This is a genomic window from Caldicellulosiruptoraceae bacterium PP1, assembly GCA_041320695.1.
Classification (GTDB): Bacteria; Bacillota; Thermoanaerobacteria; order Caldicellulosiruptorales; family Caldicellulosiruptoraceae; genus JBGGOQ01.
Genome location: JBGGOQ010000002.1, coordinates 17,545 through 35,660 on the forward strand (window position 1 = coordinate 17,545; position 18,116 = coordinate 35,660).

Sequence of the window (18,116 nt, forward strand, 5' to 3'; positions counted from 1 at the left end):
CATTGTAATAAATACATTAAAACCATAAAAAGACTAAAGAGTATAACATGATAGATAATTAATATTACAAAATTTACAATTTTATAAGGATAATTTTATCTGAAAAATATTATAAAGTCTTTAATAGATATATTTAGCATTATTATAATTATAAAGGTAATGTTATTTCAAATCTTGTACCAATACCAAGCTGACTATTTACAGTTATATCACCTTTATGAATTTTTACTATCCATTCGACAATTGAAAGGCCAAGACCTGTTCCTTCACTACTTCTTGATTTATCAACTCTATAAAATCTATTAAAAATATAGGGTATATCCTCTTTGGGTATACCAATTCCATTATCCTCAACAATTATTTTAACTTTATTTTGTTCTTCTATCACTACTACATTTACCCATCCGCCAATTTTATTATATTTTATGGCATTATCAATAAGATTAATAAAAAGTCTTGTAATAAGAGTTTGATCACCTTTTATAATCACACTATTATTACAATTCATTCGTAGATTTACTTTATTTTGAGCTGCAATTTCTTTCATTGTGTCAATTACATCTTCTATTATAACCTTTAAGTCAATATTTTCAATTTCAATATCATTGTTTCCATTATCATAGCGTGTAAGGAACAATAGCTGAGATATTATTCTATTCATCTTTGTTGTCTCTTTGAAAATAGTATTTAGTATTTCCTTATATTCATTTATATCACTTCTTGAATTAGCTAAAGCTTCTTCAATTTGTGCTTTTATTACAGTAATTGGTGTTCTTAATTCATGCGAAGCATCAGCAGTAAATTGCTTTTCTTTTTTAAATGCTAATTCTAATTTATCTAACATTTCATCAAATGTTAAAGCTAATCTTCCTACTTCATCTTCAATTTTTGGCATATTTAGTCTTTGTCTTAAATCACCTTGACCTATTGTTCTAGCAGTTTTTGTTATATAATCTATTGGAGCTAATGCTCTAGTAGCTAAAAATAATCCACCTAAAACCGATATGAGGATCGGGAAAGGTATAGAAAACAAGATTACTATTTTCAAATTTTCTAATGTTTGTTTTAATAAAGATGGACGTCCAATACGTACCCAGCCTATCAAATTGTTATTATAATAAAAAGGTTGATCATAAATAAGCCATTCATTATTATTATAGCTAATTTCTCTAATAGCAGTAGAATAAGGTATTTTATTGACAAAATGTGTAAAAGATTTATTACTTTCAAAAATAATTTTCTTATTATTAGAATATATAATAACATAAGTACCAGAACTAATTAATTCATGTGACTCTGTAAATTTTATTTTTCTATTATCAATATCAATATTATAAATTATATCTGCTGAATAATCCTTAATTAAATTTATTTCGCTATTATGTATTACCTTTAACATGAAAAAATATATAAACATACTAAATGTTATTATTATAATAATCAACATTGATGTATACCATAATGTTAATTTTGTTTTAATCTTCATATTGATCATTTTTCCCCTCTTATAATATATCCAGTACCTCTAACAGTTTGAATTAGCTTATTATCAAATTCATCATCAATCTTTCTTCTTAGATATCTAATATACACATCAACTATATTAGAACTGCCTTCAAAGTCATAATTCCAGATATGTTCAGCAATTTGTGAACGTGTTAACACCCTTCCTTTATTTTTGGCTAAATATTCTAAAACAGCATATTCTTTTGATGTAAGTTCGATTAATTTTCCTGAACGCATAACTGTACGAGTATTCAAATCAATTACAAGATCCATGATTTTTATAACAGTTTCACGATTATTATTTTGACGTCTTAATAAAGCCCTTATTCGAGCTAAAAGCTCATCAAAAGAAAAAGGCTTAACCAAATAATCGTCAGCTCCAGCATCAAGACCTTTAACTCTATCTTCAATCGTATCTTTAGCGGTTAAAAATAAAACAGGGATATGAATACCTCGTTCTCTAATAAGCTTTAATAAAGATAAACCATCAATTTTTGGAATCATTATATCAAGTATTATTAAATCATATTGTATATCTAAGATATAATTTAACCCTTCCTCACCATCTTGTGCTATATCAACAGCATATCCAACCTCTTGTAAACGTCTTGAAATAGTTTTTAGTAAATTTATTTGATCTTCAATAACTAATAACCTCATTTAGTATACACCCTTTAATGTTTATTTAATAATAATGTGTAACACTTTTATTATAAATTAAAAAAATAAAATAATAGATTAAAATAATTTAATAATTGTTTAATCTTGTTTTAATAAATGGAATATATAATTATCTTGTAAATATAAAATAAGAAATGTTGAAAGGAGTGACATATTATGCTAAAGTTTAGAAATTCTATTAAAAAGTATGGTGCAGTATTATTAGTAGGTTTATTTCTTTTAGGTAGTTTTACATCATTTGCTGCAACTTCAAAAACAAATACTAGTGTACACAAAGTAGTTGTTTCAACACAATTAAAAAAACAAGCAAAATCAACTAAACCAATTATACACGTTGTTAAGAAAGCTAACATTGGTAAAAAGTTAAAAAATAAAACAAATACAATAAAGACAAAAACTTCGAGTAAAATAAATAACATTAAAAAATAAAAAAATCTATTTTATAATTTAATTATTTACTACCCCTTAAATTCAGTAAATACCCACTTATATTAATTAAAATATTTATTTGAGGCTTAACCATAATTAATGGAGAGCCTCTTTTTTTCGTTCTTCACAATGTTGATTTGGAAATACCATAAGTGAATAAATAATTTAAAAAAGGTTTGCTTAAAAATTTATAAAAGTAATAAATTTTTCAATCTAAATTTTATTGATGAATATACATCAGTAGCCTTTAAATAAGTTCATTAAATATTAGTTATTAAAATCAACATAAGAATTATACTATTTAGTAATTAGTTTCTTATCATTTATTAGATTTAAATATATCTTTTATTGGATTCAAATATAAATTGGAAATAGATTCTAATTTTGAAATTATATTTATAATCTCATTATTGATATTTGGATATTTACATTGATTTAATTGGTTTAACCTTATTATTATTTCTTTTATTTCGGAATATATGCAGAGATGTCTTTGAACGTTTTTGTGTTTTTTTTCCTTATACATTCTCATATCAGCAATTTTAAAGATATTTTCGATATTTTTAGATTCATCAAAATAAGATATACCAATACTAACTTCAATGGGTACATTTGAAAAGCGGCCCAATTCTTCTTTAAATCTTTTTATAAAGTAAGTTTCTTTTTTTCTTGATAAAGTCGAAATAATAATAAACTCATCTCCACCATACCTTATACCAATATCTGTTTTATTTTTTAGAGTGTTTATAACATAAGCAATTTGTTTAATACATTCATCTCCAATTGAATGACCATATGTATCATTTATGGATTTTAAATTGTCAATATCTATTAAAATTATGGAATTGAACATTTCTTTATTTATTTTAGTTTTACCTTTCTTAAAGTCTTCCCAAAAATTTCTGTTACATAATCCTGATAAGTTATCTTTATAAAAGTTTTTGATTATTTTATCATTGTTTTTCAAATAACCTATTTCAAGAATATATAAAATTTTATTATTTGTAATAATATTATTTATATTAATAAAGTAATTATTGTAAATATATTTGCTCTTTCGATTCAATTTAAATCTGTTTATGACTCTTCTCACAAGCCTGTTAAATCTGTCATTATCGAATTTTCTATTCGAATAAATTATTTTTAAATCATTATCTAATATTATAAATGCATTACTTTTAATGTTGCTATACATAAAATCCTCCTGATATATGCACGTCAATATATTATTTTCCAAATAGTATTTAATATTATAACACAATCTAATATTGATGACTATAGTCTGTAGACTAAAAGTTGTACACTTTAAAGAATAGTAACATAAGGAGGTGACAAAATTGAAGTTAAACGAAGCATTAGCATTAATGCTAAAGAAATATAGAACAGATTTGGGTTATTCTCAAGAAGAGTTTGCTTATAGATGTGGTTTAGACAGAACTTATATTAGTTTAATGGAAAGAGGCAAAAGAAATCCAACTATCAAAACAATTTTTATTATGAGTAAAAATCTAAATGTTAAACCAAGCCAATTTATAAAAGATATTGAAGAATTGGTTTCTGATTTATATTAATTATTTTTTACTCAAAAATTTCAATGAGAAATATAACATGATATTCTTTATCTTTTAACTGTTACATACTTACAAAAGATTAAATTGATAATATATTATTTATTAATAAGATAATAAGTATAACACTTGAAAAAACAAACCCTCAAAAATAACCTTTTTGTTACTTCGAGGGTTTGTTTTGAAACTACTCATATCTCAACCTATTTCACGAGTTCTTTCTGTTATAGAAACAAGTATTATATTCATTATACTTATTCCACCAACAATTAGTAAGATTGCTGCGATAGCTATTATATATTTCCATATTTTTAGTAATTGGAATAATTAGTATAAATATGATAATACATGGCAAATAAATAAAGAATTTATCAAAAATTTATAAAAAAAATTTCAAAAAAATAAATACTTTAAATTCTGTATAATTAGCCAACGGGGACGGTTCTGGTTGGCTCGTTTCGTACCAGTGAGAACCGTCCCCGTTGGCATTATTCATACCTCAACGCTTGGATAGGATCCAATTTTGATGCCTTATTTGCGGGGTACATTCCGAAAAATATACCAACTGCAGATGAAAAGACGAAAGCAATTAATACTGTCGAAAGTGAGATAACAGGAGTTATATTTAGTCTTGGACCGATAATACTTGCAAGTAATACACCCAATCCCATTCCAATTATTCCACCAATTAATGATATAATCAATGATTCAATTAAGAATTGAACTAAAATGTCTTTTCTTCTTGCCCCAAGAGCTTTTCTTATTCCTATTTCACGAGTTCTCTCTGTAACAGAAACAAGCATAATATTCATAACACCAATACCACCTACAATAAGTGATATAGCAGCTATTGAACTCATTATTGCAGTAAATATTCCAAGTATTTTATTAAACTGTTCCATCCAATTTATAAAACCTTCTGTTTTGTATTTATCACTACTTAAATTATGATGCATTAAACCAATAATCCTTTTAGAACTGGCTTGAGCAAAATCAAGTTGCTCTGTCTTATAAACCAAAACTCTTATCTGGTTTATATAAAACCTTTCTCCAAAAATCTTTTGAGCAAGAGTAATTGGCATTATTACTGTCACAATAGATTGCCCACCTGTCAGCATACTTAATGACTGCATTCCTTCGCCATCAAAGACACCAATTATAGTAGCACTTTGCATAGATGAAATAGTACCAATATTTATAGTTTTGCCGACACAATCAGTATATCCAAAAAGCTTCTTTGCAGATTGGCTATCAATTAAAGCAACATTCCTGTTATAAATTATATCTTTTTGATTTAGAAATCTTCCATACAAAATAGATATATTTGAAATTGAACTTAAATCTGCATTTCCAGAGATGATAAAAGCTCTTCTTGTAATTTTTTCAGTTTTTACAATGCCAGTAGTTTGAAATATTGGAGTTGCAGCCTTTATCTTATCTATTCTATCTTTTAAGTGTTCAGCATCTTTTATTGTAAAATAATCATTTTGAGAAATTTGAATATCATTCTTAAGCCTTATATCAAATATATTTACACCTATTTTCTCAAACTCACCAAGTATAGCTTTTTGCCCTCCCTGTCCTAATGACATAATTGTTATAACAGAAGAAATACCAATTATTATACCTAACATTGTTAGAAAAGCTCTCAACTTATTTGAAAATATGCTTTTTATAGATATCTTAAATATTTCAGCAAAAAACATATAAATCACCTACAAAATAATTCTATCGTTTACTAAATAGTCATCAACTATATTACCATCTTTAATCTTAATAATCCTTTTTGCATGCTTTGCAATATCATTTTCATGAGTTACCATAACTATTGTAGTACCTTTATTATTTAAGTTTTGAAAAATTTTCATTATTTCTAAACTTGATAAAGTATCAAGATTACCTGTTGGTTCGTCAGCTAATAGGAAAGAGGGATTCATCACAATAGCACGAGCAATTGCAATTCTTTGTTGTTGTCCTCCAGAAAGTTCATTAGGTTTATGATTTATCCTATCTTCAAGTCCAACACTTTTTAGTGCTTCTTGAACTCTAACTTTTCTAATTGTTGGTTTTATCTTTGCATAAATCATAGGAACCTCAACATTTTCATATGCATTAAGTTTTTTTAAAAGATTAAATGATTGAAATATAAAGCCAATTTCACTGTTCCTTATTTTTGCTAACTCCTCATCATTCATTTCAGACACAATCTTATTGTTCAATTTATAAACACCTGAAGAAGGTTTGTCCAAGCACCCAATAATGTTCATAAGTGTTGATTTACCAGATCCTGAGGGTCCCATAATTGCAACATATTCACCCTTATTTATTGAAAGTGAAACATTTTTTAGTGCTTCAAACTCTATTTTTCCATTATTATATACCTTCCTTATATTTTCTAATATAATCATTTTGTTTCTTCACGTCCTTTTATTTTGACCTTTGTTCCTTCTTGGACAGTTGCAGGCGGATTTAATATAACAATATCTTGTGAATTTAGTCCAAATATAACTTCAGTTTCAATGTCAGAAGATAACCCTGTTTTTATTTTTTTTAGATGAGCTGTATTATTTTCATCAACAATATACACCATTTCGTTACCATACTTATCAGTAATAATAGCTTCTGATGGAATTTTGAGTATATTTTCTTTCTTGCCTATTTCGATATTAACATCAACGCTGTAATTAGGCTTTAAAATATTTTTATCAATTATATCAACATTTATCTTGACAAATGTATCTACACCAGATTGTGTTATACTCTTTGTGGCAGAGGGGTTTATATAACTTACTATTCCTTTATATGCCTTATCAAGAAACTTTATTGTTGCTTTTTGGCCAACTTTTATACTTTGTGCATCATACTGATTTGCGTTAATCACTACTTGTAACTTATTCAGATTTTCTGTAACAACAACAGGTAACTGCATAGAAGTAAAATTATTTTCTTTAGCATTTATCTGCGTTACAGCTCCATATCCAGTAGCATATATATATTTTGGCTGTTTTGAAATATTATCTTTGATACTTTTAACATTTAAATAAGCTATTTCAACCTGTTTTTCTTGCAATTTTATTTGATCATCAATACTTGCTGCATTTTGTGATGATTGCAGGCCACTAATTTGATTTCCATATTGAATTTGATTTGACAATGAAGTTTGATTTTTTAATTTTTCCTTTGTCTTTTTTAGAATATCTAATTGAAGTTTTGCTATCTCATATTGTTTTTGAGCTATTTCAAGTTGAGTTGTATAGTCTTGAACTTCAAACTCAATTAATTTATCGCCTTTTGCAACAATATCACCTATATTAACATATATTTTTTTTACTTTGTTCGAGGAATAAGGATAATACTCATATTTTTCCTTTGACTCAACATCACCAGTTGTGGAAAAATTAGCAACAATATTTCCTATTAAAGCTTTGGATGTTATTACTTCAATACCATTATCAGATTTTTTAAAATAGGATAGTAAATAGAAAGTTATTACAGTAACAAAAATTACCATGATACCAATAATCAGTAATTTTCGCTTCAAAATAATCACCTCTTTTAAAAGTTTCTTAGGTTATTCAGTCAAATTTTTAATATCACTATATTGTAATCTCTAATTATTGTCAAATTTATTTTTATTGAGAGCCATTGGCTCTAATTTTCAAAAAATATGCTCTCATATTTTTGTATAATAAAAGTATATAATTATATCTACCCTTTAGAATAGGAGGAGAAGAATTGACACTTAATCTGTTAATTGTTGAAGATGAGGACCTAACAAGAGATTGTTTGCTTAATTATATTCCATGGAAAGAGATAGGTATTTCTGAAATAAAAACAGCCAAAAACGGTGAACATGCCCTTGAAGTTATAGAAGAGTATAAACCTGATATTCTACTATCTGATGTAAGAATGCCTAAAATGGATGGTATAGAGCTGTCAAAAAGAGTAAAAAATATTTATCCTGAATGCAAGATAGTTTTTATAAGCGGATATGCTGATAAAGAATATCTTCTTTCCGCAATCCAGCTAAATGCACTTAACTATATTGAGAAACCAATCAATATTGATGAAATTACTGAAACAATGAAAAAAGTAGTAGAAATTTGTATTAACCAAATGAAAAGAGAACAGATAACAAATAAGATTTTTGAAATGTTTAATGAAAATCTATGGTTGATACATAAAACAGTCATTTTTGAATTACTAAAACCAGATGTTGATATTAATACACTGGATAAATATGGTTTTGATTTAAATAAAAAATATATTCCAATAGTTGCTTTTCTAAGTTCAGATGATAATGGAAACAATGAAGTACTAATAAAAAACAATGAAGAGCTAATAGAAAAGATTATTGATAATAAGATAATTATGCCGTTTGATTTTTATGTTGCGTTTAGTGAATATAATCAGTTAATTTTTGTTATAAATTATTATATTAACCCTGAAATTGTCTTGGATATCTTAAAACAAAATCTTAAAGAGTCTTATAAAAATATTGATATTACTGTTGGGATAGGGAAAACAATTAATGATATAACAAAGTCAGGTGAAATAATAAAAGAACTTATTTTGTTCTTAAAAGTTAAACAATTTTATAATGGAAAGAATAAAACATATTATTTTGAAGACATCAGCCAAAACCATAAAATTGAAGATGTAGATAATAGAATTCATGATTTTGAAGAACTATTAAAAAATAACCAATTTGAACAAGCAAAAAAAATAGTAAATGATCTTAGCATATTATGTAATGAGAGAAAATACAAAGACATTGAAAAGGTAAAAGGAATATACTTGGAGTTTTTATTTAAAATCTATGAAGTAGGTAGAGAAAGAGGTCTAACAATTAAGCTTGAGAAAAAAGAAAGAAGCCATACTTGGAAAGTTATTGATAGAATACCTACACTATCTGAATTAGATCAATATATTTGCTTAACAATAGATGAGATATTTAATATCTTTAAGAATAGAGGGAAGTTGGATAAAAAGGTATATCAAATAATTTCATATATAAATGATAATTTTTCAGATAAAGAGTTATCAATTATGAAGATAGCAAATTATTTCTATTTTAGTCCTAACTATCTTTGCAATATTTTCAAAAAGGCAACAGGAAAAACAATAAACGACTACATAACTGAGGTTAGAATTGAAAAGGCAAAAGCTTTTTTAAAAGATAGATCAATAAAATTATACGAAGTGGCTGAAATGGTAGGGTTTGGAGATCCAAACTACTTTTCAAGTATTTTTAAAAAGAAGGTAGGAGTTACTCCATCTGTGTTTAAGGAGAGATTTTATTATGATTAAAAGGATTTTAGCTTTCATAAATAATTTGAGTATTAAATATAAGTTATTCATGGTTTTTATGACTATAATTTTCATTTCGTTTGGTATATTTTCTGTTCTTAATTATTTTATAGTAGGAAGAGATGTTGAAAAGCAAGCCATTTATTCTTCAAACAATATGTTAAATCAAACAGCATCTTCTTTAGAAAACAAGTTAACATCAGTTAGGAATGCTATGAATATTTTTGCTATAGATGAAACTTTGCAAAAACTTATAACAAAAACAACTGAGTTTTACCAAAACGATATAGGAAATTGGCTTATAGATGAAAGAGATATTGTAAGGATTTCATATGCAGCTTGCAGAAATTTTGGTATTGATAATATTACAATATACATGGCATCAGGACTTCCAACAATATACGAAAATGATACACTTCTTCTGTTCAAAAGAATAGAGCAAAGGCCTTGGTATAATGATATGATCAAAAATAACCAGATATATAAGTGGATGAAGTTAAAGGATATTGATCCAGATTCTACAAAGAACTACTTTTCGTTTATTAGACTTATTTCAGATACCAAGGATATCACAAAAAATATAGCAGCAATAAGGGCAGATATCGCAGAAGATAGTATTATTAGCATATTAGATATGGCAAGATTTACAAAATCAACTGTATCATTTATTGCCGATAGTCAAAACAAAGTGATATCTACATCTTCAAACAAGGATGACTTTTCTGCAATTAATTTAAAAGATATTATATCAAAAATAAATACTCAAAGGCTATCTTTTTTTGAAACAGAAAATAATAACAATAAATATCTAATTGGCAATAAGGAGATTGAAGGGACTGATTGGAGGCTTGTTATGGTAATTCCATATAATCAAATACATGAGCTCAACATAAAAACCTTAAAACAGGTTATTGCAATAATATTAATTATTACTCCGTTTACATTGATAATTACGTTATTTGCAGTAACCTCAAACACTAATAGAATTAAAAAACTCATTTACAGTATGAATAAGGTTACAAAAAAAGGAGATTTTGATATAAATATAAAGTCTGATAGTAACGATGAAATAGGTCAATTAATTGAAGCTTTTGATTTTATGATACAAAAGATAAAAGACCTTCTTAAAGAACAATATCTTTTAGGAAAAGAGATTAAAAATTTAGAATTAAAGGCACTTCAAGCCCAAATAAATCCTCATTTTTTATATAATACATTAGATCTTATAAATTGGATGGCTATCAAAAGTGGCAATAAAGATATTTCAAATATAATATCTTTACTTTCTAAATTTTATAAATTAAGTTTAAGTAAGGGTGAAGATATTGTTACTGTAAAAAATGAGATTGACCATGTAGTCACTTATGTTACAATTCAAAATTATAGATTTAATAACTGTATAAAATTGGAGGTTAATGTTCCTGAAAATATTTACAGAGTAAATATACCAAAGCTTACGCTACAACCATTAATTGAGAATTCAATAATTCATGGCATTTTAGAGAAAAATAATCAAAGCGGACTGATATCAATTGTTGCAGAAGAAAAACAAGATGAGGTTATTATATATGTAAAAGATAATGGGGTTGGTATACCTATTGATAGGCTTAATGAAATTGAAAATAACAGAGTAATTCAAAAAGAAGGGCACGGTTATGGGGTTAAAAACATTAATCAAAGATTAAAACTATATTTTGGAGATAATTATGGTCTTTTTTATGAAAGTAAAGAAAATGTTGGAACTACTGTTAAGATAGTCATTCCTAAGTATTTTTAAAAGATTAAGATTTTAAAGAATATATTAATTTTATCATATATGCATGAATTATTATTAAACATATAATTTTGATTGTAAGAAATATATAAAAAGTTTGTCTATAAACAACAAAGGAGTGACAGTATTGAGCTTAAAAAAAGAAAGCTTTTTTAATGAGCTTAAAAAAAATAAAGTTTTATATTTGATGTTTCTGCCCATTATTCTCTATTATATACTTTTTGCTTATATACCAATGGGTGGAATTATTGTTGCTTTTAAAGATTACAATTATCAAGATGGTATACTATTTAGCCCATGGAATGGGTTTAAAAACTTTGAGTACTTCTTTACTTCAGGTAAAGCTTGGCTTGTTACAAAAAACACAATATTCTACAATTTAATATTTTTAGGTTCATATACAATTTTTTCGGTAGCATGTGCAATAATGCTTGCTGAAATGGCTGGCAAGTTTTTCAAAAAATTTGCACAATCGGTTATGTTCCTACCTTATTTTATTTCTTGGGTTGTTGTTGCTGCCTTAATATATAACTTTTTTAACTATGATTATGGTTTTGTTAATACATTAATAAAGAGTTTTGGAGGACAGCCAATAGATATATACACTAACCCAACATATTGGTATTTCATACTACCTATACTTTATGTTTGGAAATGGGTGGGATATGGAACTGTTTTATACCTTGCAGCAATAATGGGAATAGATGAAGAATGCTATGAAGCAGCAATAATTGATGGGGCAAACATTTTCCAAAGAATATTTCATATTACAATACCTATGTTAAAACCAACAATGATTATATTAATCTTACTTGCTTTAGGAAGAATACTTCGTGGTGAATTCGACATGTTTTATCAGGTTGTTGGTAATAATCCATTACTACTTGATTATACAGATATCATAGATACATTAGTATTTAGGAGTCTTATGCAAATTCAAGATATAGGGATGTCCTCTGCTGCTGGAGCATATCAATCTCTCCTATGTTTTGCAATTATTATGTTAGTTAACTGGCTTGTTAGACGATATGATAAAGATTATGCATTATTCTAAAAGAATCTGAGGTGACATAAATTTGAAAAAAGGTAATGATTATATCATTTTTAATGTAATAGCATATACTTTTATATCTTTATTAGCACTTTTTACACTGCTACCTTTTGTGATAATGATAATGAGTTCCTTTGCATCTGAGCATTATATAATAAATCATGGTTATACACTTTTCCCAAAAGAGTTTTCGCTAAATGCATACCAAACTATTTTTCAAAATCCACAAAGGATATTTAGAGCATACGGTGTAACCTTATTTGTTACAATTATTGGAACATCTATTTCATTGTTTTTATCATCAATGGCTGCTTATGTTATGTATCGAAAAGATGTAAAGTATAGAAATGGCCTTGCATTCTTTCTATATTTTACAACCTTATTCAATGGAGGACTTGCACCATATTACTTAATTTTAACAAACTATTATCATCTTAAAGATTCAATACTTGTATTAATACTTGTTCCAATGTTTAGTGTATTTAACATACTTATTTTAAGAAACTTTATTAAAGGCTCAATTCCAGAATCGTTAGTAGAATCAGCTAAGATTGATGGGGCTGGTGATTTTAGGATATTTATAAGAATTATTTTACCTCTATCAAAACCAGCACTTGCTTCGATAGGACTTTTCACAGCACTAAATTATTGGAATGACTGGTGGACGCCTATGATGTTTATTGAAAAACAAAATCTATTTCCTCTACAATATACACTTTATCTAATTCTTTCAAGTGTAAATATTGCTGCTAATATTTTAAGCCACGTAACCAGGTTTGATATGCCAAAAGAAACTATAAAGCTTGCAATGACTGTTGTTGCAACAGGGCCAATAATTCTTTTGTATCCATTTGTTCAAAGATACTTTGTAAAGGGGATAACATTAGGAGCAGTAAAAGGTTAAAAGAGGTTTTTACAGGAGAATTTTCTCCTGAAATATATAAAACAAAAAGGGGAGGCTAAATTAATGAAGAAGGTTAAAGCTATATCACTAATCTTAACTGTTTGTTTTGTAATAAGTATTTTAGGTTCTTCGGTATTTGCATCATCTAAAAAAGTGGCACCTGGTTTTGATGCAAGCATCGATATTTCAAAGCCAGTAAAGCTAACAGGATATCTTTTGGGTGATGCTCCAGCAGGAATGCCAGAAGTAATGAAAAAACTTAATGAAAAACTTAAAAAAGACATTAACGCAACAATGGAGATTAACTACATAGGTTGGGGAGACCTAAACTATAAGTATCCATTAGTTCTTGCTTCTGGGGAAAATGTTGACTGGATATATACAGCAAACTGGGCATTTTATGCTCAAGAAGCTATAAAAGGTGGATTTAAGGCACTTACAACTGATATGCTTAAGAAGTATATGCCAAGACATTATAAAGTTATGCCGCAAGCAGGATGGAAACAAGCATTAATAAAAGGTAAAGTATATATGATACCAACAGCAACACCAGATAGAAAAAGCAGTTGTTTGATTATAAGAGAAGACTTAAGACAAAAATATGGGGTACCAGAAATAAAAAGATACACAGATATTGAACCATATTTAGCAGCAATCAAGAAGAATGAACCCACAATGACTCCAATGAATTTAGATAGTCAATATGATACAGGCAATGCTTATTGGTATCTAATTTATGAATCAGGTGAATACCTGCAAGATGCTGCGAGAGTAACATCTGGAGGGACAGGTCTTTATACAAGCATTTATGCAACAAAACCAGAAGTTTACTATATAATGGACAACAAAGTATTCCCAAGATTTAAGAAAGCAGCACAGACAATAAAATCATGGTATGACAAAGGTTATATTAACAAAAACGCATTTGCAAATAAGGTAAGAAGTAAGGACTCATTTGATCAAGGCAAATCAGCTGTTGGATTTGGTAATACTCAAGATATTCAATCCAACTTAGCAAATGCTAAAGCAAAAGGATGGAAGGTAAAAGTAATACCTGTTGTTGACGCAAAAGGGCATTATCCTGCAGATCCATATCTAAATAATGGTGTTGCACTTGTTGCAAAAACAAAGAATGCTGAAAGAGCACTTATGGCATTAGACTTAATTATGGAAGAAAAATCATACAATTATTTAGTATACTTCGGAATAGAAGGAAAGAACTATATAGTTAAAAATGGTAAAATTGATCTACCTGCAGGTGTTACAGCAGATAAAAATACTTATCCACCAGATGCGGCTGGATTCTGGTTTACTAATAAAGATCAACATCTACCACTTGCATCATGGGATAGTGATTATATAGCATTAAGAGAAAAGGTTAAAAAATCATTATATAATGATATGTTAGCAGCATTTTCACTTGACCAAACCAATATCAAAACAGAGATTGCTAACTTAAATCAAGTAATTGTACAATATATGACACCAATTCAAATAGGTATTGTAAAAGATGTTGATTCTGCATTTGCTACACTGGATAAAAAACTAAAGGCAGCAGGTGTTGAAAAGGTAAAGAAAGAAGTTTTAAAACAAATTGGACAGTATATGGATTCAATAAAATAAGAAGATATCAATCAAATTAAAAAAGAAGAAGGACTTATAAGTAAATAAACTTATAGGTCCTTTTTTCTATCCTAACGCTACCAATATAGTTCCAACTGCAATAAGAAAAACACCAATTGATCCTATTAGGCTTAACTTTTCACCTAAAAATATTACTGATAAAATAACAGCTAAAACAACACTCAATTTATCAACTGGGGCAACTTGCGATACCTTTCCATATTTTAAAGCAACAAAATAAAAAAGCCAAGACATTGCACCTGCTACACCACTCAAAATAATAAAACTCATGGTTTTTTTATTTTGTATAATTAATGGAATTTGATTTAATTTTCCTTGAAAAATAATAACTAATACTAAAAATATTGCCATAATAATAGCTCTAATTGCAGTAGCAGTATTAGCATCTATGCCTTTTAAGCCTATTTTGCCAAAGATAGATACTAATGCTGCTGAGGCTGCCGACAACAACGCAAAAACAAGCCACAGATAATTCATTTACAAATCCTCCAAAAACAACACATGTTATTTATTTAATAATATTTTAAACCAAAATATATTGTAATTAAAAAAATTTTTTAATATAATAGTATAGAAAACAATTTCATGTTATCGTTTTCTATACTGAAAAAATATATTTTATAAAATAAATTAATACAATAAATTTATAAAATAAATTAACTAAATATTTAACAAAATCAAAGAGGTGTAAGAATGGCAACAATTAAAGATGTAGCAAAACATGCAGGTGTATCTGTCACAACTGTTTCGAGAGTAATTAATAATTCTGCACCAGTTAATCAAGAAACAAAGCAAAGGGTATTAAAGGCTATTGAAGAATTAAACTTTTCACCAAGTATTATAGCTCAGGGATTAAGAACAAAAAGGTCAAAAACAATTGGGTTTTTAATGCCTGACTATTTAAACCCATTTTATCATGAACTTTTAAAGTATCTTGAAGATGAAGCGAGAAAAGAAGGATATCATATATTACTTTCATCGACTGGTGATGACTATTCTTATGAGATTAACTATATTAATGATTTAATAAATAGAAATATTGATGGAATTATTATATGTTCATACAGCGGTTCAGAGAATACAATAGATTATCTTCTTAATCTTTCTAAGAAAATGCCAGTAGTTTTTTTGGATAATATAAATGTTAGATCTTCAGTAAATGCAGTTTTCACAGATGGGTATAAAGGCATAAAGGAGGTTACTCAACATCTTATAAAACTTGGGCATAGAAAAATTGCTTTTATAAAAGGACTTTCAAAATATAAGGTAGCAAACGACAGATTTTTAGGATTTATGGATGCATTAAAAGAAAATGAAATTCCTATTCTTAATGATTATATATTCGAAGGTGATTATAATATAAAAAGTGGCTATGAAGCTGCTCAATATTTCTTATCATTAAATAACATTCCAACAGCAATTGTTTCTTCAACCGATCTTATGGCAATAGGTGCAATAAATTATATAAAATCAAAAGGGCTTGAAATTCCACAGGATATAGCTATTGCCGGTTTTGATGATATCTATTTAAGTAAAATAGTAAGCCCACCTCTAACTACATATAAGCAACCTATAAAGCAAATTGCAAAACAAACTATTAGTCTTTTTATTCACAAGCTCAACCACCCAAGATCAAAAAATAAACAAATAAAATTAGAGGGGCAGTTATTAATTCGATACTCAACAGATATTAATGCATCAAAAATTGAGCTAATAGAGTAATTACAAAATATATTATTGAAAGAGGTGTTTTCATGGGAAGTGTAAATTTTCTAGCATTTGATTTGGGTGCTAGTAGTGGAAGGGGTATGATAGGCAAATACGATGGAAGTAAGATACAGCTTGAAGAGATTCATCGATTTGAAAACCAACCTGTAAGTATTTTAGGAAGTATATATTGGGATGTTTTAAGGCTCTTTCATGAAATTAAACAAGGAATTCTAATTGTCAAAAATAGCTTTAGCCAAGAAATTAAATCGCTTGGTATTGACACTTGGGGGGTAGACTTTGGATTATTAGATAATAATGGTAACCTGCTTATGAATCCATATCATTATAGAGATAGAAGAACTGAAGGAATGCTTGAAAAAGCAACAGAGTATGTAAGCCTTGATAAGATTTATAACAATACAGGCATTCAAATAATGAGAATAAATACCATATTTCAGTTACTTTCTATGAAAGAATATCACAATCATATCTTAGAAAAATGCTCCACATTATTGATGATGCCTGATTTATTAAACTATTTTTTAACAGGTATAAAATCAACAGAATACACCATTGCCTCAACAACAGAATTATTCAGTATGAAAGAAGGGAAATGGGCAGAAAATTTGATTGAGAAATTTAAATTACCTATTAACATTTTCATCAATACAGTTATGCCAGGTACTGTATTAGGTAATATATCTAAAAGTGTCTCTGAAGAGTTTGGACAATATATTAATTTTCCTGTTGTTTCTGTTGCATCTCATGATACTGCTTCTGCTATTGCAGCAATACCAGTAATTGATGAAAAAGATTATGCATATATAAGTTCAGGTACATGGTCATTAATGGGTGTAGAAATTGAAAAGCCTATTATAAATCAAAAAACATTTAATAAAAACTTTACTAACGAAGGTGGTGTTAACAATACAATAAGATTTCTTAAGAATATTATGGGGCTTTGGCTGATACAGGAATGTAAAAGGCAGTGGGAGAGAGAAGGAGAAAAAATAAGCTATTCTGATTTTGACATGCTTGCTTCAAGTGCAACGCCTTTAAAGGCCTTCATAAATGTAGATTATTCTAATTTTGAAACACCTGGTAACATGCCAAAAAGAATTATTGAATATGTAAAAAATACTAATCAACCATTATTGGAAACTAAAGGTGAGATTATAAGATGTATAAAAGAAAGCCTTGCTTTTAAATATAGAAGTACAATAGAAGATATTGAAGAAATATTAGGCAAAAAATTAAATGTAGTACATATAATAGGTGGTGGTATTAAGGATAAAATGTTATGTCAATTTACTGCAAATGCTACTAAGAAAACAGTTATTGCAGGCCCTGTTGAGGCAACATCACTTGGAAATATATTGCTACAAGCAATAGCACTAAAAGAAATAAAAGATATAAATGAGGCGAGGCAGGTTGTGAAAGACTCAATAGAATTAGAAATCTATACACCTAAAGATACTGAAGATTGGGACTGTGCCTATGAAAAATACCAAAAAGTAATTAACTTAAAGTGAGGGAGAA

General features: G+C 27.6%; 17 protein-coding genes. 10 read left to right on the forward strand and 7 right to left on the reverse strand.

The features are described from left to right. Positions 1-148: 148 nt before the first annotated feature. Positions 149-1,486 (reverse strand): sensor histidine kinase, encoded by a 1,338-nt coding sequence (locus tag ACAG39_03890; GenBank protein ID MEZ0536378.1) that lies wholly within the window; start codon positions 1,484-1,486, stop codon positions 149-151. Positions 1,487-1,491: 5 nt separating this feature from the next. Continuing rightward, entirely contained in the window at positions 1,492-2,166 is a 675-nt protein-coding gene (locus ACAG39_03895) for a response regulator transcription factor (protein MEZ0536379.1), read from the reverse strand. 177 nt (positions 2,167-2,343) lie between these two features. Here ACAG39_03895 and ACAG39_03900 point away from each other — a divergent pair, with 177 nt between their 5' ends. Continuing rightward, entirely contained in the window at positions 2,344-2,616 is a 273-nt protein-coding gene (locus ACAG39_03900) for a hypothetical protein (GenBank protein ID MEZ0536380.1), read from the forward strand. A gap of 319 nt (positions 2,617-2,935) precedes the next feature. On the opposite strand, the gene ACAG39_03905 is transcribed toward ACAG39_03900, so the two are convergent. Beyond that, complete coding sequence (locus ACAG39_03905; GenBank protein MEZ0536381.1) at positions 2,936-3,811, reverse strand: GGDEF domain-containing protein; 876 nt, start codon at positions 3,809-3,811, stop codon at positions 2,936-2,938. Between the two features lie 133 nt (positions 3,812-3,944). Between ACAG39_03905 and ACAG39_03910 the strand changes: the two genes are divergently transcribed. Together ACAG39_03910 and ACAG39_03915 are read left to right on the forward strand one after the other, a co-directional pair. Next, the gene (locus tag ACAG39_03910; protein MEZ0536382.1) at positions 3,945-4,187 is read left to right on the forward strand and encodes a helix-turn-helix domain-containing protein; all 243 of its coding nucleotides are present in this window, start codon (positions 3,945-3,947) and stop codon (positions 4,185-4,187) included. Positions 4,188-4,365: 178 nt separating this feature from the next. Beyond that, a complete protein-coding gene (locus ACAG39_03915; GenBank protein ID MEZ0536383.1) occupies positions 4,366-4,515 on the forward strand; it encodes a hypothetical protein in 150 nt (49 codons plus the stop codon). Between the two features lie 157 nt (positions 4,516-4,672). Here the strand turns inward: ACAG39_03915 and ACAG39_03920 are convergent, their stop codons facing one another. Genes ACAG39_03920 through ACAG39_03930 form a run of 3 tightly spaced genes read right to left on the reverse strand, consistent with a single transcriptional unit; the run spans position 4,673 to position 7,725 of the window. After that, the gene (locus tag ACAG39_03920; protein ID MEZ0536384.1) at positions 4,673-5,890 is read right to left on the reverse strand and encodes an ABC transporter permease; all 1,218 of its coding nucleotides are present in this window, start codon (positions 5,888-5,890) and stop codon (positions 4,673-4,675) included. A 9-nt stretch (positions 5,891-5,899) separates the two neighbouring features. Next, positions 5,900-6,592 (reverse strand): ABC transporter ATP-binding protein, encoded by a 693-nt coding sequence (locus tag ACAG39_03925; protein MEZ0536385.1) that lies wholly within the window; start codon positions 6,590-6,592, stop codon positions 5,900-5,902. Then, positions 6,589-7,725 carry an efflux RND transporter periplasmic adaptor subunit gene (locus tag ACAG39_03930; GenBank protein MEZ0536386.1) on the reverse strand — a complete coding sequence of 379 codons (1,137 nt, stop codon included), beginning with the start codon at positions 7,723-7,725 and terminating at the stop codon, positions 6,589-6,591. Before ACAG39_03930 ends, ACAG39_03925 begins: the two co-directional genes overlap by 4 nt. Positions 7,726-7,919: 194 nt before the next feature. On the opposite strand from ACAG39_03930, the gene ACAG39_03935 reads away from it, so the two are divergent. The 5 genes from ACAG39_03935 (at position 7,920) to ACAG39_03955 (ending at position 14,846) form a co-directional block, all read left to right on the forward strand. After that, complete coding sequence (locus ACAG39_03935) at positions 7,920-9,494, forward strand: response regulator (protein ID MEZ0536387.1); 1,575 nt, start codon at positions 7,920-7,922, stop codon at positions 9,492-9,494. Next, a complete protein-coding gene (locus ACAG39_03940) occupies positions 9,487-11,271 on the forward strand; it encodes a histidine kinase (GenBank protein MEZ0536388.1) in 1,785 nt (594 codons plus the stop codon). The genes ACAG39_03935 and ACAG39_03940 overlap by 8 nt, the downstream gene beginning before the upstream one ends. A 184-nt stretch (positions 11,272-11,455) precedes the next feature. Next, entirely contained in the window at positions 11,456-12,322 is an 867-nt protein-coding gene (locus ACAG39_03945; protein ID MEZ0536389.1) for an ABC transporter permease, read from the forward strand. A gap of 22 nt (positions 12,323-12,344) precedes the next feature. Beyond that, complete coding sequence (locus ACAG39_03950; protein ID MEZ0536390.1) at positions 12,345-13,223, forward strand: carbohydrate ABC transporter permease; 879 nt, start codon at positions 12,345-12,347, stop codon at positions 13,221-13,223. A gap of 63 nt (positions 13,224-13,286) precedes the next feature. Continuing rightward, on the forward strand, positions 13,287-14,846 hold the full coding sequence (locus tag ACAG39_03955; protein MEZ0536391.1) for a DUF3502 domain-containing protein: 1,560 nt from the start codon (positions 13,287-13,289) through the stop codon (positions 14,844-14,846). A 66-nt stretch (positions 14,847-14,912) separates the two neighbouring features. Here ACAG39_03955 and ACAG39_03960 read toward each other — a convergent pair whose 3' ends face one another. Beyond that, positions 14,913-15,344, reverse strand: a complete 432-nt coding sequence (locus ACAG39_03960) for an EamA family transporter (GenBank protein ID MEZ0536392.1) — start codon at positions 15,342-15,344, stop codon at positions 14,913-14,915. Between the two features lie 216 nt (positions 15,345-15,560). On the opposite strand from ACAG39_03960, the gene ACAG39_03965 reads away from it, so the two are divergent. Then, positions 15,561-16,589 (forward strand): LacI family DNA-binding transcriptional regulator, encoded by a 1,029-nt coding sequence (locus ACAG39_03965; GenBank protein ID MEZ0536393.1) that lies wholly within the window; start codon positions 15,561-15,563, stop codon positions 16,587-16,589. A gap of 32 nt (positions 16,590-16,621) precedes the next feature. Next, entirely contained in the window at positions 16,622-18,109 is a 1,488-nt protein-coding gene (locus tag ACAG39_03970; protein MEZ0536394.1) for a rhamnulokinase family protein, read from the forward strand. Positions 18,110-18,116 lie beyond the last annotated feature (7 nt).